This is a genomic window from Anaerocolumna cellulosilytica, assembly GCF_014218335.1.
GTDB lineage: Bacteria > Bacillota > Clostridia > Lachnospirales > Lachnospiraceae > Anaerocolumna > Anaerocolumna cellulosilytica.
Genome location: NZ_AP023367.1, coordinates 2,026,236 through 2,050,012, shown reverse-complemented (window position 1 = coordinate 2,050,012; position 23,777 = coordinate 2,026,236). Strand labels below are relative to the sequence as shown.

General features: G+C 32.0%; 15 protein-coding genes. All 15 read right to left on the bottom strand.

Annotated features, from left to right (window positions below; genetic code table 11):
* Positions 1-2: 2 nt before the first annotated feature.
* The gene (locus acsn021_RS08655; RefSeq protein WP_243167794.1) at positions 3-830 is read right to left on the bottom strand and encodes a transketolase; all 828 of its coding nucleotides are present in this window, start codon (positions 828-830) and stop codon (positions 3-5) included.
* Positions 831-843: 13 nt separating this feature from the next.
* Positions 844-1,920: a C45 family autoproteolytic acyltransferase/hydolase gene (locus tag acsn021_RS08650; RefSeq protein WP_184091380.1), complete on the bottom strand. Its 1,077-nt coding sequence runs from the start codon at positions 1,918-1,920 to the stop codon at positions 844-846.
* A gap of 14 nt (positions 1,921-1,934) precedes the next feature.
* Complete coding sequence (locus acsn021_RS08645; protein ID WP_184091382.1) at positions 1,935-2,183, bottom strand: acyl carrier protein; 249 nt, start codon at positions 2,181-2,183, stop codon at positions 1,935-1,937.
* A 218-nt stretch (positions 2,184-2,401) separates the two neighbouring features.
* A complete protein-coding gene (locus acsn021_RS08640) occupies positions 2,402-3,523 on the bottom strand; it encodes a hypothetical protein (protein WP_184091384.1) in 1,122 nt (373 codons plus the stop codon).
* 232 nt (positions 3,524-3,755) lie between these two features.
* The gene (locus acsn021_RS08635; RefSeq protein WP_207725106.1) at positions 3,756-5,408 is read right to left on the bottom strand and encodes a B12-binding domain-containing radical SAM protein; all 1,653 of its coding nucleotides are present in this window, start codon (positions 5,406-5,408) and stop codon (positions 3,756-3,758) included.
* Positions 5,409-5,470: 62 nt separating this feature from the next.
* Positions 5,471-7,234, bottom strand: a complete 1,764-nt coding sequence (locus acsn021_RS08630) for a non-ribosomal peptide synthetase (protein WP_184091386.1) — start codon at positions 7,232-7,234, stop codon at positions 5,471-5,473.
* On the bottom strand, positions 7,224-8,405 hold the full coding sequence (locus acsn021_RS08625; RefSeq protein ID WP_184091388.1) for a pyridoxal phosphate-dependent aminotransferase: 1,182 nt from the start codon (positions 8,403-8,405) through the stop codon (positions 7,224-7,226). Before acsn021_RS08625 ends, acsn021_RS08630 begins: the two co-directional genes overlap by 11 nt.
* Before the next feature lie 55 nt (positions 8,406-8,460).
* Positions 8,461-8,886: a VOC family protein gene (locus tag acsn021_RS08620; protein ID WP_184091390.1), complete on the bottom strand. Its 426-nt coding sequence runs from the start codon at positions 8,884-8,886 to the stop codon at positions 8,461-8,463.
* A gap of 30 nt (positions 8,887-8,916) precedes the next feature.
* On the bottom strand, positions 8,917-9,165 hold the full coding sequence (locus acsn021_RS08615) for an acyl carrier protein (protein WP_184091392.1): 249 nt from the start codon (positions 9,163-9,165) through the stop codon (positions 8,917-8,919).
* Positions 9,162-11,093, bottom strand: coding sequence for an alpha/beta fold hydrolase (locus acsn021_RS08610; protein ID WP_184091394.1), 1,932 nt, complete (start codon positions 11,091-11,093; stop codon positions 9,162-9,164). The genes acsn021_RS08615 and acsn021_RS08610 overlap by 4 nt, the downstream gene beginning before the upstream one ends.
* Positions 11,090-12,721, bottom strand: a complete 1,632-nt coding sequence (locus tag acsn021_RS08605) for a PhpK family radical SAM P-methyltransferase (RefSeq protein WP_184091396.1) — start codon at positions 12,719-12,721, stop codon at positions 11,090-11,092. The genes acsn021_RS08610 and acsn021_RS08605 overlap by 4 nt, the downstream gene beginning before the upstream one ends.
* A gap of 6 nt (positions 12,722-12,727) precedes the next feature.
* Positions 12,728-15,112, bottom strand: a complete 2,385-nt coding sequence (locus tag acsn021_RS08600) for a non-ribosomal peptide synthetase (RefSeq protein ID WP_184091398.1) — start codon at positions 15,110-15,112, stop codon at positions 12,728-12,730.
* Positions 15,113-15,132: 20 nt separating this feature from the next.
* Entirely contained in the window at positions 15,133-16,143 is a 1,011-nt protein-coding gene (locus acsn021_RS08595; RefSeq protein ID WP_184091400.1) for a BtrH N-terminal domain-containing protein, read from the bottom strand.
* A gap of 91 nt (positions 16,144-16,234) precedes the next feature.
* On the bottom strand, positions 16,235-20,683 hold the full coding sequence (locus tag acsn021_RS08590) for a non-ribosomal peptide synthetase (protein ID WP_184091403.1): 4,449 nt from the start codon (positions 20,681-20,683) through the stop codon (positions 16,235-16,237).
* A complete protein-coding gene (locus tag acsn021_RS08585; RefSeq protein ID WP_184091404.1) occupies positions 20,661-23,777 on the bottom strand; it encodes a cyclic peptide export ABC transporter in 3,117 nt (1,038 codons plus the stop codon). Before acsn021_RS08585 ends, acsn021_RS08590 begins: the two co-directional genes overlap by 23 nt.

Here is a 23,777-nt window from a genome sequence, read left to right as displayed (position 1 = left end):
ATCTAGTCTCCATTCAACTCTTCAAGTGCTATATTATAATGCTCCTTTGTTAGTACAGCGTCATGCCATGTAATATTATTCTCTGAAAAAGAAAAACCTTTACCTTTTACAGTTTTTGCAATAATAGCTCGTGGTGTATTAGGTATTGGCTTCTTTTTCAATGCCGAAAGAATCTGTTCGACATTGTGTCCATCAATTTCGGTTGTTTCCCAACCAAAACTTTTTAGTTTTAAAGCTATATCTCCAACATCCATCACATCTTTTGTATTCCCGGTTTGTTGATAACCGTTTCTGTCAATAATTACTGTTATATTATCCAGTTGAAACTGTGATGCAGACATAAATCCTTCCCATACCGAACCTTCGTTACATTCTCCATCACCCATTAAAACATATATCTTATTATTCTTCTTTTGTTTCTGAAAAGCTAATGCTATTCCGATTCCTAGTGAAAGTCCCATACCCAGACTGCCCGTTGTAAATTCTATACCCTTTTCTCTATTAATTACTGGGTGACCTAATAAGTCACTTTGATTTTTTTTAAAGGTCAGCAGTTCTTCTTTTGAAATAATTCCCGCTTCGCTTAATGCCGCATAATATGCCAATACCCCATGTCCCTTACTTAATATAAAACGATCTCTTTCCTCCCACGTTGGATTTTCTTTTCTAAATTTCATCACCTCTCCATAGAGAGCCGCTAATATATCGATGGTAGATATACCTCCGCCAAAATGGACACGGTCTGTTCCTGCATTCAATGACATTTCTAATGCTATCTGCCTCATACTCATGGCAAACTTTTTGATTTTGAATATATTTTCCTCTTTCATTATTAACCTCATTTTAATTAAATAACTGCTTCAAATCATACTTAACAAATTCGTTTTCACAGGGCAGTCCAAATGATATATAAAGCTCCTGCTCCATTTGCTCAAAAATTACAGTAAATAAAGTACAAGATCTAATGTCACCTACTAAATGACTGCATATCTCATGTGCCTTTTTTTTGTGTACAGAATAAAGCTGCTTTATATGATCTATTCCAATTATTTCTGCTTCATCAAGTGTTTCAATTGCAGTTTCTAATCTCATAACAGACGACTCAAATGTACTTTTTCCTTCTCTAACCTTCAACCTGCGACTTAATAAATGATTTGTATGTACTAAACGGTCATTTTCAGGAAAGTGTAAGTCAATTCCTTTTGCTGTGAGCTCAATATCAATAACCTCATCAGAAGAATCAGCAACAATTATGTTTAATGCAAATGCAATCGGGGAACGAATAACATTACACTGGGCATCTAATACGGTTTTAGATTCTAAAACTCTTCTTAGTAGCAGATGGTATGGTACCCCGTCAACATTTAGTTCATTAATGGGTAAAAAATTAAGTAAAACAACAATCCCCTTATTATTGATACCCATATTTCCGATAATTCCTGCTTCTGTAATTGTTATAAATTGATGCCCCTCTTGGTCATCTGAATGTAGAATAATCAACACTTCTTTAAAGTCATGAATCCAATCCCAAGTTTGTGCAAGGTATATCTTATTTCCAGCCGTTCGTTTACGTCCGACGTATATACTTGTACAGCCTTCATTTACAGAGGCTTTATTCCAGATTGGGTTCAAAAGTTCGGTGTGTACATTTAGAAAAATAATTTCTTCAGTGGTCACTCCGGCACCAGCGGCGATTGCTTCCATTTCTATATATAAATCCAAATCATATTTACGGATTGATTTTACAAAACGTTTCGTATCACGTAATAACATTTCCCAACTTGATTTTCTTAAGATACAGCATAAAGATTTACATAATTCGATGTTTTTCTTAATCATTTCAGCACATTGACTGCCATGACTAAATCCTCTTTCTTTATAGCTTCCCACCACTTTTATATAAGGAATCTTGGACTCCATTTTAATATTCCCCTTCATTGTATTAATGATTCTACATAGGATACAAAATCAGTTATTTGTGGAAACTCCGATATCAAGAACTTATCTTCACCAAACTCGATGTCGAATTCTGTTTCACACTGAACAATAATATTTATAAAGCCTAACGATCCCAAGCCAATCTCTTCAAAAGTCTTGTCAAGTGAAATCGTACTTTCTTCTATATCCATCACATTTGCAATTATTTTTAATATACTGCTTGTATAATTTGTTATATTGCTCATAATTTTTTCTCCTTACAATCGTTTTCAAATCGCTTTACTAAGAAAATGAGAAGTGGCAAAACTCCTTATATAAACAGAGTCTTGCCACTTCCTTCATTTCTGACTAATTAGGTAAGTGCCTTAACTGCTGCTGCACTTAATACACCAAGTTCGATTTTTTTCATAGTTCTCACCTCCTTTCTCATGACAAGGATCTATACGCAATAGTAATATGTATTTCACATACCACCTCTAAGAATGTTTCGATAAGTCATTAATTTATATTGCCCATAAGTTCTTAGTTCCTTATACAAATGATAATCAAGCTCTATGATATCATTTTTCTTTTCCCAGTAATTAAGCAGCAGCATAACAGCCAGGCCTTCGTGGTCTTCATAAATGGAACGTGAATCACTGACCTCTTCCGCTTCTAAATATTCCAGCAACTGAAGTTCCAACCTTTCTTTTAAGCTGTTTTTAGCTGACAGCAATTGAATTATTTCATTCTTAACCTGTTTTTCAACCGCTAGATAATGACTAATCTCTTTAAACTTATCATCAATTTTATCATTGGGGATAACAGAATATTTCAACTGGGTTTTTATTAAAGAAAACCAGACCTTTTTGATATTATCAGCAACCTCATCCAGGATTCTTAAACACTCCTTCATATATGGATTTTCTGCATAGTTGGTTTCTATCACAAGAATATCTTTTTTAATGAGCGAATAAATTATTTGAATCTTGTCAAATAGAAGCGCCGAATGATACCTATATGCATCTCTTTCTCTTATTAAGTGCCTTATCTTTTCTATTTCATCATGATAATTGCATGACAACTTTTGAATCACATGCTCCTTATAATCCGGTAAAGGTTTAAAATCCGGATGTCTTCTTATTCTATATACGCTCTTCTCCCCTTTGGCATAGAGTTCAGCCTCCAAATTAAAATCTGTTACTTTATAATAATTATCATTAACCAAATAGCCATTCTGACTCCTACCATATATCAAAAAATAATGCTCTCCCACTTCCTCTATTTTCGTAGTGAAAGGGTAATCCTTTACATTCATTTTAATAATGTAGATTTCATCTTCTTCAAAGGTCAGTTCTTCTTCACTACCCACAGGTTCCCAAACTATTCCATAATATTTTTCTGCTCTATCCCATATCTGCGTATTTATCACAATTGCTTCTTCTATGTATTGGAAATCACCATTTGTGCACTGGAATGAATTTTCTAAAAATAGTTTCCAATATTCTTTATATAAGTAATAGGATATAGTCATTACTTGCTGCTCAAAGCAATTATAAATACTTTTATCTTCAATACCTGGCAAATTAACGTTTTTTAAATCCATGTTTATCTCACCCTCATCTTTTCAATATAGCAAGGCTTCGCCATTACGATACCCATTAGCTCGCATAGTTGTTTATACTCATTCTATTTACCTACTTTAAATCGCCGAAACAAATTGAAAGTCTACCTTTATTATAAACCTGATAATTACTTTAAAAAACCCGCTTTTGCTCTGTTTTATAAGACGTAATATGTAAACTCTAAAAACTAAAAAGTAATTATCAAATAATCATCTACTTAAGATTAAAATACAATTCCGGAGGCACTCCTTCATTTTTTAATCTCATATAAAGTCCCAATCTATTTTTTTCAAGTAAAGCACTAATTTCTTTAATATACTCTATATTTAAATATTCTTCCGTTATGTTCTCAGCACTCGTATAATCGAATCCTTTTTCCGTCATGTTTAGCAGTTCTCTGAAACATTGTGCATTTGAGCGATTTATTCGTTCTAAGTATGTCCACGCTTTGTTTTCATTTTCTATAATTATTTGTTTAATGACCTCACTATTTTCCCCAAAGCTTCTTTTTAAATAATTTATAATTTTGAATTCTTCTCTTATTATGCTTCCAATTTTTTTAGCATAAAAATACTCTTTGGAATTTTCATTTTCATGATATTTGTAATATAGATATTTTGATAGTTTTCCAATATCTTCATTCAAATAATGATAAGAATAGCATCCGAGATTTTCTTCCTCAATCAAAAGACCATCCTTTTTTAATTTATAATATAATGACGAAAATTCTGTTATACCGCAGCGTTCTACAATATAATATAATACAGAGGCAAATTTGGTTTTCTCAAGAAAATCAATATTCTTTCTCAGATTATCAAAAGTGGAGTAAGGGTTAAAATTAATAAATCCTATATCAACCGCAATATCATTTTCCCTAAAATATTCAATAGAGCGTAAATTGTCTATAACAGAAGCCGGTTTATTATATAATCTTAAGTCGTCCTCATTACCGGATTCCGTACCAAATACAATGCCAACAAGTCCTGAATCCTTAATCAATTTCATTTTTTCCGTATCAAACCGTTTGTATACTTCTGCTCTAAAATAGGTTTCATAGGTTATATCCAGTTTTTCATCCACAATTAGCTGTGCGATATCCCACATGCGATTGGGGTTACTGGCCCTATAATCCTCAAAGCTGTCATCAATAAACCAAAAGCGGTTAACTCCGTACTTATTCACTATTTCTTTTATCTCTGTAACAATATTTTGAGGACTCCGTCCTCTCCACTTATTATGCACTTTTGTTCCCCAAAAGTTTTGATGCCAGCAAAAACTACAGCTTGCCATGCAGCCTCTACTTGTCGATATGTATGCATATTTAAGTTTATTATTTAATAATAAGTCTCTTCTTGGAAAGGGTAGCGAATCTAAGTCCTCAATTAGCTCTTGTCTTTGATTCTCAATTATTTGGTCATTCTCACGATATAACAAGTTCCCTATTGCAGATACATCTCCATCGAATTCAATCGCATTTGCCAAATCACGAAAAGCCAATTCCCCTTCACCACAAATTGCATAATCATATAAGCTATATTTCTCTAGCAACTTTTTTCCATAAAGAGTAGGCCAGTATCCTCCAATTGAAAATTTTACATCTGGCAGCTTTTCTTTTATTGTTTTGCACGTTTCAAAAACAGCGTTTTCTGTTGTAGAGTACATAGTAACTCCAATTAAATCTGGCTTATCGTTATAAATCTTATTAAAGTCCAAATAAGAACGCGTTGAATTCACCAGCGCAACCTCGAACCCATCCTTTTCCAAAAATGCCGCAATAGAACAGATACCAATTTCTTCTGTTATAATTGCATTTTTTTCAGTTAACACACTGAGCAGTAATATTTTTGTCTTTTTTTTAATATTCATTACATTATCCTTTCACATACTGACTGAACTATTTTGATGAGGATTAATCTTACATTCATTTATTATTCAGAGGAAACGTTCCTTGCTATCAATTCCACTATTTGATTGACTGTTTTATGCTCTAATAAATTGTCATAACTCAAACATATACCTTGCTTTTCCAACTCAATTTGCATCCTTGCTAAGGTAAGTGAATCTCCACCAATTTGAAAAAATTCATCATTATTTCCAAAATCATCATTTCCTATTATTAGTTTCCATACATTTCGAATGATACTCATTGAAGCAATTTTATCTGAAGCCTCTAAGTTACTATGTTTCTCATTTTTAAAAATTCCCATAAGACTCTTTTTATCAACTTTATTATTCACTGTTAGTGGTAGAGATTTGACCTTTTGATATACTTTTGGTACCATGTAGTCTGGCAGCTTATTTTTCAAAAACGCTTTTAGCTTTTCCACTTCAATTTGTTCATTCTCTAAATAGCAAACTAAATAGGTTTCTTCATATTGATCTCTGTATGGAATCACTGCCGTTTGAGTAATCCCTTCAAATTCTAAAATATATTTTTCAACTTCATATATTTCTACCCGGTTTCCATATACATTTACTTGATTATCTTTTCTGCCAAAGTACCAATAACACCCGTTCTCATCAGACATACCGATATCTCCTGATCGATACAGCTTATCTTTCCCCTCTTCATAATAAATAAACTTTTCCTTTGTTAACGTATCATCCTTCCAATATCCATCCGCCAAGCTGATTCCGCAAATACATATTTCACCCTTTTCATACGGATTACATATTTGGTCAAATTCATTTAGAAGCAATATTTTGGTATTTAGTATAGGTTTACCAATGGGAACCGAATTCCAAATTTCTAGCAATTCTCTTTCTGCAATATGATACGTTGCATATATAGCTGACTCTGTCATTCCATATATATTTGCATACTTTGCACTTTTAAAGTAATCATAGAACCGTTTCACCAAATTAATTCCTACTTGCTCTCCTCCATTAAATACCCATCTCAATCTTTTCAGTGGATTTTCTATTTTTTTTAGTTCAATATATTCAACGAATACTTTTAGCATAGACGGAACAAACTGGGTGAAACTAATCCTTTGATTATCCATCCACTCATACATCTTCTTTGAGTCTTTGGCATCTTTGCTGTTTAGTATAGATATTTTGGCACCATTCAGTAATGGCCAGAAAATCTCCCATATGGAATCTGTAAAGCTAATGGATGTTTTATGAGCGATAACATCATCTTCATTTATATTAAATTGCTTAGTCATCCAATCAAACGTATTCAAAATGGCCTCTTGGGACACCATTACACCTTTGGGACTTCCCGTTGTACCTGATGTATAAATAATATACGCTATATGGAAAACATGAAAATTTTGATGCTTCCCCGTTATATCATTTCTTGTTTTACTCAAATGATTCAACGTTAGAATTCTTCCATTATATTCTTTTAACTGATGTCCAGATAAATTGACAATGATATTACTTCCTGTATCGTCTACAATCTTCTGTATTCTATGTGATGGATAATTTAAATCAACTGGTACATAAATTGCCCCACATTTTAGCAAGGCAAGAGCAATGGCTATTAATTCTAAACATCTGTCCGCGATTACTACAACTGCCATACCTGAAACAATACCTGCCTCTACGAATCCTTCTGCAAATGAATCCGACATCTCATTCAGTTCCGAATAAGTGATTTTTCTGTCATATTCAATAACAGCAATCTTGTCTGCATTCATTTTACACTGTTTAGAAATTATCTCTTGTATTGATTTATTCCCCATACATTACTCCACTGTCAAAAAATTCTTTCAGTAAATCAATACCTTCATTATAATTTAGTGATGAAAAAGAGAGTCTAAGTGTATGAGGCAATCCAAAGTCTGAACCAGGCACTACAGCTACCGATTTTTCCTCTAAGATCTTTACAGCCAAATCAAGGCTTGTTTTATAGTTATATTTTTCCATATACTCTTTACAATCCAGTGTAATATAAAACCCGCCTTCCGAATAAATGGGTCTCATATATTGATTTCCACTTAATACTTTCATCGTGTAATCTCTTCTCTCTTTATAACTTGAGACCAATTCTTCTACTTCTTTTTGATTATCAAGAGCTGCAATGGCTCCAAATTGGACGATTGGGTCAACTGTTAATAAAGTATGGTGTTGAATTACCGTTAAAGGCTCAATCAATTCATCCGGGACGATACAATATCCAACTCTTCTGCTATACATTCGATAAGCTTTTGAGAAGGCATTCGTAGTAATAAACACTGATTTCGTATCCTTTAAATTCATAACTGATTTATTTCTTTCATCAAAATAGACATTTGAATAGATTTCATCATTAATAATAACAGCCCTGCCATCAACAAAACGATCCATTTCATACAGTTCCTCATCTGACAAAACATTTCCTAATGGATTACCCGGTGTATTTATAACAACTATTTTAGTTTTGTCTGTAAAATTCTTTTTAAATGACTCCATATCAAGTTTTCTGGTATTAGTGTCAATGGTATAATATTTTATGGATGCCCCTGAAAGTAAGGCAGAAAAATGATATAATGAATAATACGGCCTTGGAATCAATACTTCATCTCCAGGTGCAGATAATACTGCAAACAAATTTCTAAATGCTGCACTTGTACCTGGCGAAATAATAAAATTTTTCTCATTAATATCTACCGCATAATATTCTTTATAATGTTTAGATAACTCTTTCTTTAGTTCCGGCAATCCTCCCGGATACACAAGTGAACTCTTCTTAAAGTCCTCCATTGAATCATACATGGCTTGCCTAATATCCTTATGCAAAGGTAATTCAGACTTACCCAGTGTTAATCTAATTACTTTTTTCCCTTCTTCATATTCCATATAGTTTGCAATGTCATCTAAAACAAACATTAAAAATTGATTCTCTTTGAAATTAATCTTAGATCGAATGTCCATATCCACTCTCCTTATATCATACATTTGGGTTAATGAAGGTAACCTATAACATTTATTACTCTTTCATTTCAAGCAGCTCAACCTTATTTTTTTCCGGATCCTCATAAAAAATAAGATCCGATTCACCGGCAACTGGAAAACTAACTGAAAACACCTTGCTCAACGGCTGCAAACCTTTTTTTTGCAAGCGTTTCATTTCATCTGCCAGGGATGGAACTAGTAAGGTAATCGTCGCTCTAGATTCTGAAACCTCTAATTCTTTTTTATCCTCACTCAAATATTCCATTAACTCAAGCATCGTACCCATGACCGATGCTTTCAGTAGTACAACTCGATAAGTATCATACTGATTATTAGAAACAAAACGGACTAAGTCTCCTGTTACGATGTTATCGTCCACTATTTTCATTCCCAGTTTATCAACATAGAATTCCAACATTTTATCCATTGAATTTACAAAAATGTCAACATGTAATATCATATAACCACCTCATCTATTCACCATTCCACCTCAAGTCATTGAGGCTTTTTTACTCTCAATTGTCTTTACCATGGCTTGCAAGGTTTCAAAATTCTCCGGATCCATATCTTCCTCTTTGAACGAGATGCCAAAGTTCTTTTCCATAAAAATAATTACTTTGACAATACTAATAGAATCAATCATTCCACTATCAATCAATTGCTGATTATCTGCAAAATCCTCGTCACTAAAAAATATATCCTTCTGTAAAAAACTTTTAAGTAATTGCTTTTCATTCATGGGTTCATACCACCCTTTCCTTCATCTGAAAAATTATTATACTTCATGTGCTGCATTATGATATCATATACATCTGATGTTCTCTCTAAAATCAATAAATGTGTTCCCGATGGAAAACAAACAAAAGAGGAATCTCCTACCTTGGAGTGAGCCCACTTCGATTGCATATACGGTGCTACTTGGTCACATTCCGCTGAAATAAATAACGTTGGAACTTTTATACTTTTCAGTTTCTCCGTCACATCGTATTTGTAGTACTCCATGCACATCATTAAAAAATTCACCATAGTCTCCTTTGAAGTAAATGGCGATAATAAAACGTTTCGATGTTCTTCCGGCATTATTTCATAAATATACATTTCATCAGCGGATGAAAATTCCTTTACCGGATGGTTAAACATTCCTTTATGTATAATTTTCATATAGAAGTCCAACATTCGTTCATTATTTTGTACCAAATCCGCAATTAATTGAATGTTTTCTCGAAATTTGGAATGATATGGTTCACTCCCTGTAAAGGGCGCAAACTCTCCTGCTATAAAAATTTGAGACAATATGTGGTCCGGATGCTTTAAATTATAAAAAATAGCTGCTTTTGCGCCTGAACACCAAGACATAATATGAAATCTACTTAACTTCTCATGAAGAACAATCTGCTCAATATCTTCTACCAGATCCCATACGCCACAGTACGAATCTTGTTTACCATCTTTTTTCTCATCGTGATAAAGCCCTCTGCTTCTCCAATATATGACATAATAATTTTGAGATAAAAGCTCTACCAATGAATCCCATGCTTCGGTATTCACTCCGTAAGCATTTACTATTAAAATGGCTTGTCCGCTTCCGGCAACATGATACGTAAGTTTATTATCGCCATGCATATACAATATCTTTGTATGGCTACCACTTATACCATCCCTCTTCTCTTCATTACCTAATTCCCTTTTTTCAAATCCTTCTATCTTAGATGCAATTAAGTCAGTTCTTTTAGCATCATCTGTTTTTTCATGTAAGTAAGGTATGTGAAACGTATATATTTTGTGAAATATTTTGTCAATTGCCGTAAGTTTAGATATATCGTCAACTAAGTCAGCATCAATATCATATAAGTCCTTGAAAATCTTCTTACATATATCCATAGTAGAATACTTAGTCCTTGTACATATATGATAAATTTCTATTAAATCCTGTGTTACTGAACCTTCTAAATCGAGAATTTTTTCTATGATGCTATCAACATCAAAAATATGTAAAGTACTATTACTCTTGCTCAACAAATTTACTTTATAATTATCAAAGTAATTAGGAATACGCCCTTTTATCCATTTGACAAAATCATCAATACGTTTAGTTAGCAAGCTAATATAATCACTTTCACATTCTCGGCCTGTCTGTTTAAATATGATAGGAGTCCGATAAATCGTCCCTTTTATATTTTGATTTTTACAAATTTGCAATATGTATTCTTCATTCATTTCCTTAATCTTTAGAGCTACATCTGACAAATAATCATCTATAGATCTATAGATTGAACTTAGATAATGAATTTGTTTCACCTTATAAGCTTTACAAATCCTCTCGATTCTGTGGATTTCATTTTTGTTGAAATTTAATGTTTTCAAATTATAAGTACTGGTTGCCGGATAAATATTATCCATATGCCATATATCTAAATCGAAATCATCTAGACCCATTAAAGTGAAGTACGTCTCATCCTCAATATATGTTAATTTTTTTAGGTAAGCGGTTAAATATTCCTTTTCAGCCACTGACATTACAGAATCGGTTATCATTTTATTTAAACACTTTAGATTTTCTTTGGTTCCAAAATAATATATCGATGATGGGAATTGTTCATATAACGCACTGGCTAGCTTCAAACCGAACAGGTCATAAATTCCTGTAAATAAAATATTTTTTTTCATACATTCCTCATTTTCAAGTTATCATATAAATTTTGATTATCTTTGAAAACCATCATAAGTTTCTTTATGTTTTCCTTGTATGCATCATCAACTTCATTTTTTTCATAATCAATTACGTTCTTAAATATGTTTGAAAATGATAAAAATTCATCTAACGTTGCACCTTGAGATAGATAGTAGGCAAAGGACCAAAGGTTAAAAGATAAAGAAGGCATAAATGCAGAATTTTTAATTGTTTTGATTCCGTCACTCACAATTTTTGCTGCCGTAGCACTGTTCATATCTTTATGTGACCAATCATATCCATAGCCAGTTAACTGGTAATAATCTTTCTCCTTGGCAATTGGAACCGCACCCTCGTAAAACCAGGTTTGTAAGTCATAAAATACAGGCTTTGCCTCTTCAATAAATTGCAAAGTTTCTCTGGCTGTCTCTACTGTTTCACCAGGAAAACCAATTACGCAAGAAGCATAGCTTATAATATTATGCTTTTTTAATTGTTCCATACCAAATAAAAATTTTTCTCTTGTTACTTGCTTATCCATATTTTTTAGGATTGTATTGTTACCGGATTCAATTCCTAAAATAACTCCTAAACATCCTGACTCTTCCATTAATTCGTAAGTTTCTTCATCAGAATGTGAAATCCTAAAAAATGAACACCACCTGAAATTGTATTTTTTCCGAATCATTAATTTTAGCAGGCTTTTAAAACGTTCGATTGGTATATTCAAGGAGTCATCCACGAACACAAGATACTTAACTCCTAAAGAATATATATAATCCAAATTCTTTTCTATTGACTCTAGCTCCATATACATAAGTTCTCCGCCTAATATGGGATAACGGCAAAAAGCACAATTTAAGGCACAACTAATTGCTGTTCTTACATATACGGGTGGTTTTATATGATTTTCATAAAATGTAAATTCTTTGATTGGATCAGCATCCAAAGATATATTTTCTGGAACTTTTATGGTCCGTTTGATTTCGTTACCATCACGATATAGTATATTGGGTATGCTGCCTAAATCCGGGTTTTCTTTCTTTAATTCCAGACAAATACGAAATAATGTATTTTCTCCTTGTCTTTCATGGATAAAAATATCTGCACCCATACGCTGTAGCAGATACTTTTGCTGTTGGTCATGATACTCATAATTGATACTATTTATAAATGGTCCACCAATTACAATCGTAACATAGGGATTATTTTCTCGAATAAAATCGACCATTTCCCTTAGGGGCGCCGATTCAACAATACAGGTGGAGGATACACCAACCAGAAGTGGTTCTCTTGTTTTAAGTAAATGCTGTAACCTCTTTTTACCAAAATTATAGTTATTTATTATTTCAACGCTAATATCTCTTTTCTTTAAATACTGTCTTATATAATGCACCGCCATATTCGGCATTCTATAAATAGATAAGTCACTTTCCATCCCTAAAGAAGTGCTGATACTTTCTCTTATGAGTTCTGAATATTTCATTCGTTTTCCATCTACAATAGCCGACCTTGTTAGCATGTGCTGATAAGCAGCACCTTGGTTCTTATATGGTTCTATTCTCTTAATGGTTGTTTCCATTTTTTCATCATTAAAACCAATTAATATGCAATCCAAAGACATTTCTTGTCACCTTAATACCCTTTCCTTAGATAATTTAGTTTCCACCACTTTTTGTTTAATAAACTTTAGCGTTGGATTCTTAAAGAACTCTTCAAAATCGATTTCTGTATTATACTTGCTGAATATTTCTGCAAGCAGTGTCATAACTCGTAAACTATCTCCCCCAAGTGTCATAAAATTATCCGTATCCGTAATCATTTTAATCTTTAATATTCTGACCATGATTTCAGCTAATCCTCTTTCCAGCTCATCCTTTGATTCAATACCATTAGCACCTTCCTTATGAATTTCATCCGGTAATGGTAATCGTTTTTTGTCAATTTTCATATTTTGGTTAAGAGGCCATTCAGTAAGAACAATATATTGATTTGGAATCATATATTTTGGTACATAGTCAGATAAAAAATCGGATATATCTTGTGGGTCAAACTCATTCTGTTCCTTAAGAATCAAGTACGCAATCAGTTTTTTATATCCTGAGGATTCATTTACAGTTATCAGTGCATCCTTTATGTTTCGGTGTTTGCATAAATTAGTTGATATCTCAGCCAATTCAATTCTATGACTTCTGATTTTGACTTGCCCATCACTTCTTCCTATATATCTAATATTGCCATCATATAAATAGTAGCCTTTATCCCCTGTTTTATATAGATGCGCCGAACCTAATCCTGTATGGTTGAAAAAACTATTCTTATTCAACTCATCTCTATTATAATATCCTCGGCTAACCCCAAATCCAGATATATATATTTCCCCGACTGAACCAATCGGAACAATATTTTGTTCATCGTCAAGAATGTGGATATTGCAGTTATCAATTGCTGTTCCGATTGTCGGAATTTCATGCTCGCTTCCATTCACCAAATAATATGTAGAATCCACCGTGCATTCTGCTGGTCCATACACATTGAAAATATCAATATTCTTCTCCTGTACCAATCGAGTCCACATATTATCGGGAATACTTTCACCTCCAACTAAAATCACTTCAAGTATATCACCGCATTTTTCCAGTATACTTTCATTAAGCAATAATTCTAGTTGTGAAGGTGTACAATCAAAGACCGAAATCTTATTACCTAATATGCAATCAATAATCCCTTTTGCAGAATTCCTTATTTGTTCCGTCAGAATACACAGTGAATAACCCTTTACCAAACAAACAAGTTGTTGAACAGAGGCATCAAAGCCAAACGGTGCATTTTGTGCAACTATATGATTTTCTTTCTCGGATAATCTGGAATATGCATACTTATCAATGCTATAAAATAAATTGATAACAGATTTGTGTTCAATCATTGTCAATTTAGGATAACCGGTTGAGCCAGATGTGTAGATTCCATAAATCAACTGATCCGCAGGAATTGCTTTTTCCAAATTAGTCGTTGAATAATCAATTAAAACATCATCATCCAGACAAAGTATTTCTCTATCCTCACTTGGAATATCATGATAATAAACTTTTTTTGTTATAACTAATTTCATCTTTGTATCATTTAACATAAAGCTTAATCTGCTTTTTGGAAAACTTCCGCTGTGTCCTGGATTTAGCGTATCTTGATCAATTGGGACATAAGCATTCCCTGATTTTATTATTCCTAGGATAGATATAATAAATCCTATGGATCTCTCCATATAGATTCCGATAAGATTTTCTTTACCTTCTATTTTATCATCTATATATTTTGCCAGTTGGTTTGCTTTCTTGTTTAATTCATTATAAGTAATTGTATCCTCACCACATATCACAGCGACTTTATTTGGTGCCTTTATTACCTGCTCTTCAAACATCTTATGAAAAGTCTTATCCGGAATCTCTTCTTTATTTCCTTTCACAAAACTACTTATTTTTGCCTCTTCTTCTTTGCCTATAATGGATATATTCTTGATTTTTATATCTTCAGATAAAAGATATTGCATACCAATTTCATTGAGTCTTTGCTCTGTAAGAGAAAGTAAACTATTCTCTGTATTCATTTTCTTAAATTGATAAGATACATATAAACTGTCCTCAGAACAAGCCATACATAAACAATTACTGAATTTCTCAGCCAACTGGTCTATTTGTAATTGCTCCTTATTGATTAAGAAGATAGCTTGAATGTCTCTATCTACATATTGACAACCTTTATCTGGACAATCTTCCTTTAACCCTTCTGTTATCTTATTACACAACTCAATAAACGTCATATCCTCTGTTAGCCTAATTTGGATTAATTTCTGGCTGCCTTCTTGTATAAGAACCCTTGGTTCTTCCCATCCATACATTTTATTTAGTAATACGAGATAAGAACTAAGATAAAATGTCTCCCAGGATAGCCTGCTATTGCTCAATTTCTCACCTATCCTGCTATGTTCTTTTAATTGCATGAATTCATTTCTTTTCATTTAGGTCTACCTTCTTTCACTTATTTATATAAAAGAAAAAAGACTAATCTAATCAGTCTTTTTTCTTCTAACACTATTTCATTTATACGCTTTGCAGCCTCATCGAGTTTTCTATCAATCTCAGTCCCACCATATTGGTAACTCATCAAATAGAGTCTTATAGCTATCCAACCATTTAGAATGCTTTCTATTAACTGATTTACCCCTGTATGATTCAAAAAAAGTTTATATTTTCTTTGCTCTATCTTTTTAGCATTTATAATATTCGTTATCTCATCTGTTATTGTATCAATACACTCTGACAGCTTCTTCCTATTGTAAATGAATTTGCATAATGTATCCTTGATATTGTCAAGTTTTATAAATTGCATCCTAATAATAACTTCATACTTTAAATAATTCTCACAGAACATTGTAGACGCATTTTTTTTGATTCCATCCTTTGATTGTTTTTGATAGAATTTATAAAAAATGGCAGCATCCTGTTTCTCATTCTGATAATGGTAAATATACGCATTGGATGCTTTTAGTACAACATCTATTGGAATTGTTTTCTTTTTATAATCTAAGCGATTCTTTTTACTATGTTCAATAATATAAAAGATTTTTTGCTCCAAATCATAGCCATATATTAACAGATTATGATCCAAATGCTCTTTATGATAATACTCTTCCCGTATGGATTCCTCAAAACAATCTACCATAATAATAACCGGCATATCATGATCTAGCGCATCATATATTTCATATGGATCTGCTTTTTGTTCACTCCAATCGTAGAATATATTCATATTCTCTAGTATTTTGTTCATCGGTTCAACCGATATCGTGACGATGCCTACCTCCAATATATTCGCTGGTACATAGTCATACAGTTGGATTTCATTTGCAAGTATATTGGAGGTATCTCCTTTCCCATAATTGATAATGGAGAATAAAGAGTTATAAAAACAATCCCGATAAAAAAAATCATTGAATGGCTGCATCTGTTCCATTGTCTTTGTTAGGTTTTTCAATTCACATCTTTTCATTTTAACACACATGCCTTTCAATTTTTTACGACCTATTACAAAATTGAACAGGCCTAAATAGAAAGGTTGAAAATGTTCTTTTTTCAACCTTTCACTCATCTGCCTTCATTTGAAGTAAGTAATCTAGTTCCTCCTGTGTCAAATCTACCAAATCAAAATCTGTTGGTGTGAAAATACTCTCCTTCAGGCCAACACAATGCTCTACTATCTTTTTTAACTCCTTCTCAAAGCATTGATTAAATTTTTCAATCTGACTGCAATCAAACTTGTTTTTATCAAATTTAATAGAAATAATAGTTCTTTTGTCCACCACAACTGCATTCACATCAATCAGGTATGGTATTTGGTTTTTTTCTGACATATTACAATCAAACAGTAACTGCTTTAATGTAAAATAATCATTTTGTTTTTCTTTATATTCACCTAGGTAATTAAAACATATCATCCTTTTTCCTGGCAAATCCTGTTTTTGAAGATATTTCAAAATACCATATTCATATCCTTTTCTTACACCTTCTCTTATCTGTTCCTTTAATGATTTAATTTGTACTTGTAAATCCGCCGCCTGTATATTCAACCGTATAGGATACATATTTGTAAACCAGCCAATTGTGCGATTTGTATTTACACCTTCCATTATATCTCGGCCATGACTTTCTAACTCCAGCACAAGTTCATTACTTGAAAAGACTTGATTTACTGCTTGTACCAGAGCAATTAATAAAAGCTCATTCGGTTTTGTATGATAGGGCTCATTTGCACAACCAAGTAAATTCTCTGTCATCTCTTGATTTAATTGAATTTCTGTTTTTACTGTTTCTGCACAAGTAGTATGGCCATTGCTATTTCTAACTAGACAGTTCTCAATACGTAATATAGAATTCCAAAAATTAATATCTATATTTTTCTTTGAAGCCCAATCACAGTATTTTTCTGCATATTGATCATATGAGATTGTTTTTTCCGGCAGTAAAAGTGTCTGTTCATTTGTTACCTGTTTTAATAAGGTAGTAAAATCTTCTAATAAAATTCTCCAAGATACACCATCAATTACTAGATGATGCACTGTAATATACAAGTAACATCTTTTTGATGACTTTAATAAATAGGGTTTAATGAGCAGATTGTTTTTCAAATCGAAATTATAACTTATATTTGTATTAATTACATCTAATATATGATTAACACTTTCCCCCTCTAAATTTATAACATTGATAAAAGAAACGGTATTTAAATGTTCATTATTATAATATAAACCTTTCATTTCCTTATCATAATTTAGACGAAGTATGTCATGATGCCTTATCAATTCTAAAAAAACTTTATCGAGTGTTTCTAAGGGTATAACTTGAAAAAGTTCTAATAAAATAGATTGATTATAATGTCCTTCTTTTTCAAATTTCTGATCAAAAAACCATGAAATTATTGGTGTTTTTATAATATTCCCGCTGCAAGTTCCTTGTTCGTATCTTATTTTAGTTTTGGCCTTTATATAATAAGCCATATCATATAAATCTGGATAGGAAAGAATATCCTGAACTGTCAACTCATATCCTTGTTCACTTAGACGGGAAGATAATTGTATTGCTTTTATTGAATCTCCCCCAAGGGCGTAAAAGTTATCTTCTAATGTGCTATTTTCATTAACAATATCTTTTACCACATTCAATAATATTTCATGTGCCTTTATACTTTTATTTATATTTAATTTTTTTAATGGCATTAATGGTTCCGGCAGCTTATTTACATTTATTTTCCCGTTAAATGTAAGTGGAAACTTATCTAGCGTTGAAAAATAATAAGGTATCATATAACTTGGAAGGTGTTCTTTCAAATAATCGCACAGTTTGTGGATGTCAAATAAATCATTTGGTATAATATAAGCACATAACTGTAAAGTATCATTTTTATTTTGAAATGTTTTAACAAAAACATCCTTCACTATGTTGCTTAATAAGATTTTCTGCTCAATCTCAGAAATATTAATCCGATTACCACGCATTTTTATTTCATTATCCAATCTTCCGGAAAAAATAATATTACCGGTATCATCACGGTATGCTCTGTCTCCAGTTTTATATATAATTTCATCTTTCCTATAAGGACTTTGGAGAAATCGTTTACAGGTTTCTTTACTTGAACGATAATATCCCTTAGAAACACCAGCCCCGCCAATGTAAATTTCTCCTAATGTGTTGTTTGGTACCGGTTTCATGTCTTGATCAAGTATATAGATAGTTGTATTAGCAATTGGTTTTCCAATAGGAATGGATTCTGATTTATCTTTGTCATAAAGATAAATCATACATCCGATGGTCGTTTCAGTAGGACCGTATTCGTTGTATATGTTCACCTTATTATTAAACCTGCAAGATAACTGCTCGCATACAATGGTTTTAAGATTTTCTCCACCTACAATAAATGTATGAATACTAGAATCCATTATTTTTATATCTTGAATTAGTGTTATATGCGATGGTGTTAATTTTAAGATTGTAGCTTTGTTTTCTTCTATAATTTCCTTAAAAATATTATCTTCCTTCATATTATTGTAAATCCGAATCTCATTACCGCTAATCAATGGTAAAAAGATAGAAGTCATAGTAAAATCAAAAGAAAAGGAAGAATAAAGTGCGAATATCTCTTTATCTAGTTTTATGTAGCTTTCTTTTGCCCAACACAAATAATTCATAAAATTACTGTGAGTAATCATTACCCCTTTCGGCGTACCCGTTGAACCGGATGTATATATGATATATGCGATGTCCGATGCTTCACAGCAGTTTATGGTTTCATTATTGCTAGAGTCAGATAATAACTCTCTATAGGAAAAAAATCTGCCTCTGAAATTACTATGATTTTCTTTAGCAATTAAAAAATCTGCGTCTGAATTATGCAATATCTCATTGACTCTACCAATTGGAAAATGAATGTCTATTGGGAGGTATACGCCTCCACACTTCATAATTGCAACAATTATTGCTATACTTTGAATATCATATTCAGGAAGAACTGCCACTACATCCCCCTTTTTTACTCCAGCAAGAATCATAGTATTGGCTATTCTATTCGAAAAGCGGTCAAGTTCTTGATAGGTAATAGACTCCTTTCTTTGGGAGATAGCAATATTGTCTGGTTTTTGGTGCACTATTTTATGAAAAAAAGCGAACCATGTTTTATCTTTTGGGTAGACCTTTCCCGTTTGATTTAAGGTATCTATAATTTTTACCTTATCTTCATCATCTATTAGAAACAAATCGCCAACCTTATTGCTATCATTAAGAATTACTTGATTCATCAAAATAATAAATTGTTGGTACATATCCTTTATTTGCTTCTCCGAAAATAAGTCGGTCTGGAAATCAAAGTCAAGTTGTAGTTTAATATTATTCCAGTGCCTAATAATGATTTGAAGCGCATATTCTTGTTGTCCGTTATAAAACTCCTTATTTTCTACCTTGAATCCTCCAAAAGTGGTATTAATATCTGTATTATAGTAATTAACACATATATTATATAAACTTCCTATTCCATTTTCAGCTAACCGTAATTCACTATGTAATAAATTATAGGGATAGTTTTGATAACGCAAATTATTTTTTAAATCTATAGATATGTTTTTTAGTATATCAACCAACTTCTCTTTTTTATCAATGACATATCGGTATGGCATAGTATTTGTAAATGTTCCAAAGGTTTGCCTTTCTACCTTTCCTTTTCTTCCGAGCAAAGGCATACCTATTATGATATCTTTGGTTCCTGATTTCTTGTAGCTGTATAGGATATAAATAAAAATAAGAAAGGTATTAAGTGATATTTTTTGCTTCTTTATGTATTGTTCTATTTTTACTTGCATAGAATCGTCTGGAATAAAAGACATTCTCTGACCATTTAAGTTTGTACATGGAACTGAGGATAACTCCGGCATCTTAGAGTACATCTCATTCCAATATTTTTTTGCCTTATCCATATGCTTTGACTGGGATTCTTCATTGTATACGAAATTGATGTAAGAGGGTTTTTCTTCTATGAAATATGTATTTCTTTCATCATTCTCACAATGTTTCATAATAACATTTTCGTATTCATTTGTGATTTGATCTGTTAGCAATTGAATAGACCAACCGTCCGCTATAATATGATGAAGTTTAATAAAATAACCCGTTTTATTGTCAGAAATTTTAAAGATTGAAAAATAATATAAGGGACAATTAATCATTTTAAAAGGGGTCTTAGCTTGCTCATCATACCATTCCATAAAAGCTTTTTCTTCTTCTTTTTCACAAGAGAAATCAATAAAATCAACAATACCTGTTTCCGAAGATATATATTGATAAATCTCATTATTTTTTTCAATAAGCCTTAGTTTTAGAGCTGGATTATGTAAGATTGTATTAGAAATGGCTTGTTTTAATGCAAGAACATCAACATTTCCATTTATTTTCACCATGCCACCGATATTGAATAAAGATGAGTTCTCATATTTTTTTTGGGTAAACCATATTCTTTTTTGTGCATTAGATAGTGGATGAACATTCATTTTCTATGATCTCCCCTCGTTCCAATTTAATCATCTTATCTGCCAGATTAAAATAACGGTCGTCATGTGTAATTATAATAATGCCCTTTCCTTTCTGCTTTAATAATGGCAATAATTCCGTATAAAAGTAATGTCTGAATTCAGGATCTTGTTCTGCCGCCCACTCATCAAAGAGCATAAACGGTTTGTCCTCAAGGCAGCAAACAATATAGGCAAGTCTTTTTTTCTGACCTGTTGATAAATTTAGTGATTTAAATTCACCGTATTCATTCATTTCTACTTTCTTATCTAACATCATCATTTTAAGTAATTCATCTATTTCATGTTTGTTTGATGAAATATCCACTCCATAAAGTTTTTTAAACAAATGAAAATCACTAAAAACAGCAGAAAAACATTCATTCAAATCCAACCTATTGCACATTTCACCATTTAGTTTGACACTTCCACTTTGTGGTGCATATAAACCACTTAAAAGCCTTCCTAATGTTGATTTACCGCTTCCGTTTCCACCTGTAATATAAATGATCTCTCCAGTATTCATTTCCATATTAACAGGCCCTAAGGTAAATTCCACACCTTCCTCATTCGTATCTTCATTTTTCACTATATAACTATAAAAAGCATTGTCAAATTTTATATTTATTTTCTTTTTGTCTAAATTTACTGTTGTTATTTTCTTACATTCCTTTGAAGATACATTTTCTAAATCAGAAATCAAGTTATTAATTCTATTATAATTAATTCGAACTTGTGTAATTGCCGGAATAAAGCCCATCATAACACGAAATGGCCCAAGCAAGTAAAATACCATAAACAAGGTTTCACGTAAATCATTCACTTGAATCCCAATAATAAATAATGGGAAAACAAAAACAACAATACCAAAAATAATATTAAACATAAGAGTGTTATATATACTAAAATTTAAAAACTTTATGTCTGCCTGTGTGGATAAGTCTCTTGATTTTTTTGAATACTCTTCCATATCACTTCTAAAATCTGCTTTTCTTAATTTACTCAAAACTAATTCTTTAAATCCATAGACTAAATCGTGCATTTGCCCAAAGTAAATATCTTGAATATCTCTATTCTGTTCCCAAAATTTAGTTGCAATGCGGCTTGTTATAATGCTGACACAAAAATTTAGTACAATAATACTAATTGAAGCAACAAATGCTGCAAAACTATTTGATAAAAGGTACGCAATGCAAAATATAACCGTCAAGAAATTCGATGCAAAGCTTACGACAATATTCGGAATCTTAGATATGGCACCTATATCATTATTCAATCCTGAATAAATTCTTTCAACTCCTACACTTTCAATTGTCTGAAAAGATGAGCTTAATATTTTATTTATCATATTCATCCGTTTCTCATACATCATTTCATTTGTAATAACAATCAATCTACCTTGTACCAGCTTGATTGTATAAACAAAAAATATAAGGGAAAAAATAAAATAGATTAATAATTCTTTTGAATACTCAAGATTCCTATTAAAAGATTCGTTAATCGTAAATATAATTAATGCGCTAGTCAAACCATTCAGAATTGATAATGGAATTAATGCAAAATAATTTTTTTCATTCTTTTTAGGGTAATTAAAGGTTACTAATACATAGATAAAAAATATTATTCCTGCAAAAAATGTGGCTACGCTACCATACATAACACTTCTAGAACCCCATATATTTACTGTCTTCCACGGCAATCTTGATAACAGTATATTAGGAAGATAATAAATGCAGTAACCAAAGAAAATCATGATTGGTATGGCAAGCAGTAATCCTGCCACCTTTGCTTTTCTTAATTTTTCTCTAATCCTTATTTTTTTGATAATATCTTTAATAGCTATTACTAATAAAATGAAAAAAAATACTACAAAAATCAGAGAACCTATACAGAGGATTGAAAAAATCAAATCCAAATATTGATAAGTATCCGGTTTATATTTTGTAATATCTCGTTGATATAATATATTGAAGAAATTTTCAGACACATAATTTGCAGCATTCGAATTTTGGTTCGTTAATATACATATACCAATATTTTTTTCATTGTTAATTTCGATCAACGAAGAATAATTTGGATTAGAACCACCATGTACTATGGATTCACCTCTAATATGTACACTCCATCCTGGAGCATAATAAAACTCTCCTGATGAAGCTACTGTATTATCACCAATATGTGATTTTTGTATGAGTTCCTTATATGTTTCTGGTATCTCTATCAGCCCCATCTGAATACCAAGCCAACGTGCCATATCATTTGCTGATGAGATGGCATACCCTGCTGGTGTATTTCCTCTGTATGTAGGAGCAGCGTATTCCCTTGCGCTAAAAAATTCTGTTTTATAACCCTTAGCGAATTTTCCAGTTTGGGACGCCTGTTCTTTATCTAAATAAGTATGATTTAAGCCTAAAGGATTTAATATTTTTTCAGTAACAAAACTTTCATAACTTTGACCGGAAATCTTTTGAATAATCAACCCTAATATATCATAATTAATTGTAGCATAGGAATATTTTGTACCAGGATAAAAATCAAGGTTTATCCCATCTAGTGTACGAATGGTTTTTTCAAGCATATCCTCCGAGGTTCCTTCCGGTATATTTCCGATTGTTTGAAATGGAATCCCGGTTGTCTGATATAACACATTTTCAATTGTTACCGGTACTTCACCAGCAATTTTCTGCCCTTTATAGTCACCTACAAAATTAAGCGTAAGCCATGGGATATACTCTTTTATATTGTCAGTTAAATTTAGGCTTCCCTCCTGTTCTAAGTATAAAATTCCTAATGCGGTAAACGCTTTACTCATTGAACCAAGTTCAAATAAAGTATCTTCGGAAACCTTTATCCCATCAGCTATATCCGCATAACCATATGTTTTGAATTGAATTCCATCTTTTGTAACAATGGCGATGGACGCTCCAGGTGTATCTGACTTATTAAGTGCTTTCTGTACTAGGCTGTCTAAATCATTCATATATTCGGTTACACCTATTTCTGTATCTTCTGCAAGAACATTCGATGATGGTATTAACAAAGTAATCAAAATCAACAATATCAGTAATTTTTTCAA

Excerpts from the sequence above, each read along its gene's own strand:
- acsn021_RS08605 (WP_184091396.1), bottom strand. The coding sequence starts at position 12,721 with ATGTCTTTGGATTGCATATTAATTGGTTTTAATGATGAAAAAATGGAA.
- acsn021_RS08655 (WP_243167794.1), bottom strand. The coding sequence starts at position 830 with ATGAAAGAGGAAAATATATTCAAAATCAAAAAGTTTGCCATGAGTATG.
- acsn021_RS08640 (WP_184091384.1), bottom strand. The coding sequence starts at position 3,523 with ATGGATTTAAAAAACGTTAATTTGCCAGGTATTGAAGATAAAAGTATT.
- acsn021_RS08590 (WP_184091403.1), bottom strand. The coding sequence starts at position 20,683 with ATGAATGTTCATCCACTATCTAATGCACAAAAAAGAATATGGTTTACC.
- acsn021_RS08610 (WP_184091394.1), bottom strand. The coding sequence starts at position 11,093 with ATGAAAAAAAATATTTTATTTACAGGAATTTATGACCTGTTCGGTTTG.
- acsn021_RS08650 (WP_184091380.1), bottom strand. The coding sequence starts at position 1,920 with ATGGAGTCCAAGATTCCTTATATAAAAGTGGTGGGAAGCTATAAAGAA.
- acsn021_RS08615 (WP_184091392.1), bottom strand. The coding sequence starts at position 9,165 with ATGAATGAAAAGCAATTACTTAAAAGTTTTTTACAGAAGGATATATTT.
- acsn021_RS08595 (WP_184091400.1), bottom strand. The coding sequence starts at position 16,143 with ATGAAAAGATGTGAATTGAAAAACCTAACAAAGACAATGGAACAGATG.
- acsn021_RS08635 (WP_207725106.1), bottom strand. The coding sequence starts at position 5,408 with ATGAATATTAAAAAAAAGACAAAAATATTACTGCTCAGTGTGTTAACT.
- acsn021_RS08620 (WP_184091390.1), bottom strand. The coding sequence starts at position 8,886 with ATGATATTACATGTTGACATTTTTGTAAATTCAATGGATAAAATGTTG.
- acsn021_RS08630 (WP_184091386.1), bottom strand. The coding sequence starts at position 7,234 with ATGGGGAATAAATCAATACAAGAGATAATTTCTAAACAGTGTAAAATG.
- acsn021_RS08645 (WP_184091382.1), bottom strand. The coding sequence starts at position 2,183 with ATGAGCAATATAACAAATTATACAAGCAGTATATTAAAAATAATTGCA.
- acsn021_RS08625 (WP_184091388.1), bottom strand. The coding sequence starts at position 8,405 with ATGGACATTCGATCTAAGATTAATTTCAAAGAGAATCAATTTTTAATG.
- acsn021_RS08600 (WP_184091398.1), bottom strand. The coding sequence starts at position 15,112 with ATGAAAAGAAATGAATTCATGCAATTAAAAGAACATAGCAGGATAGGT.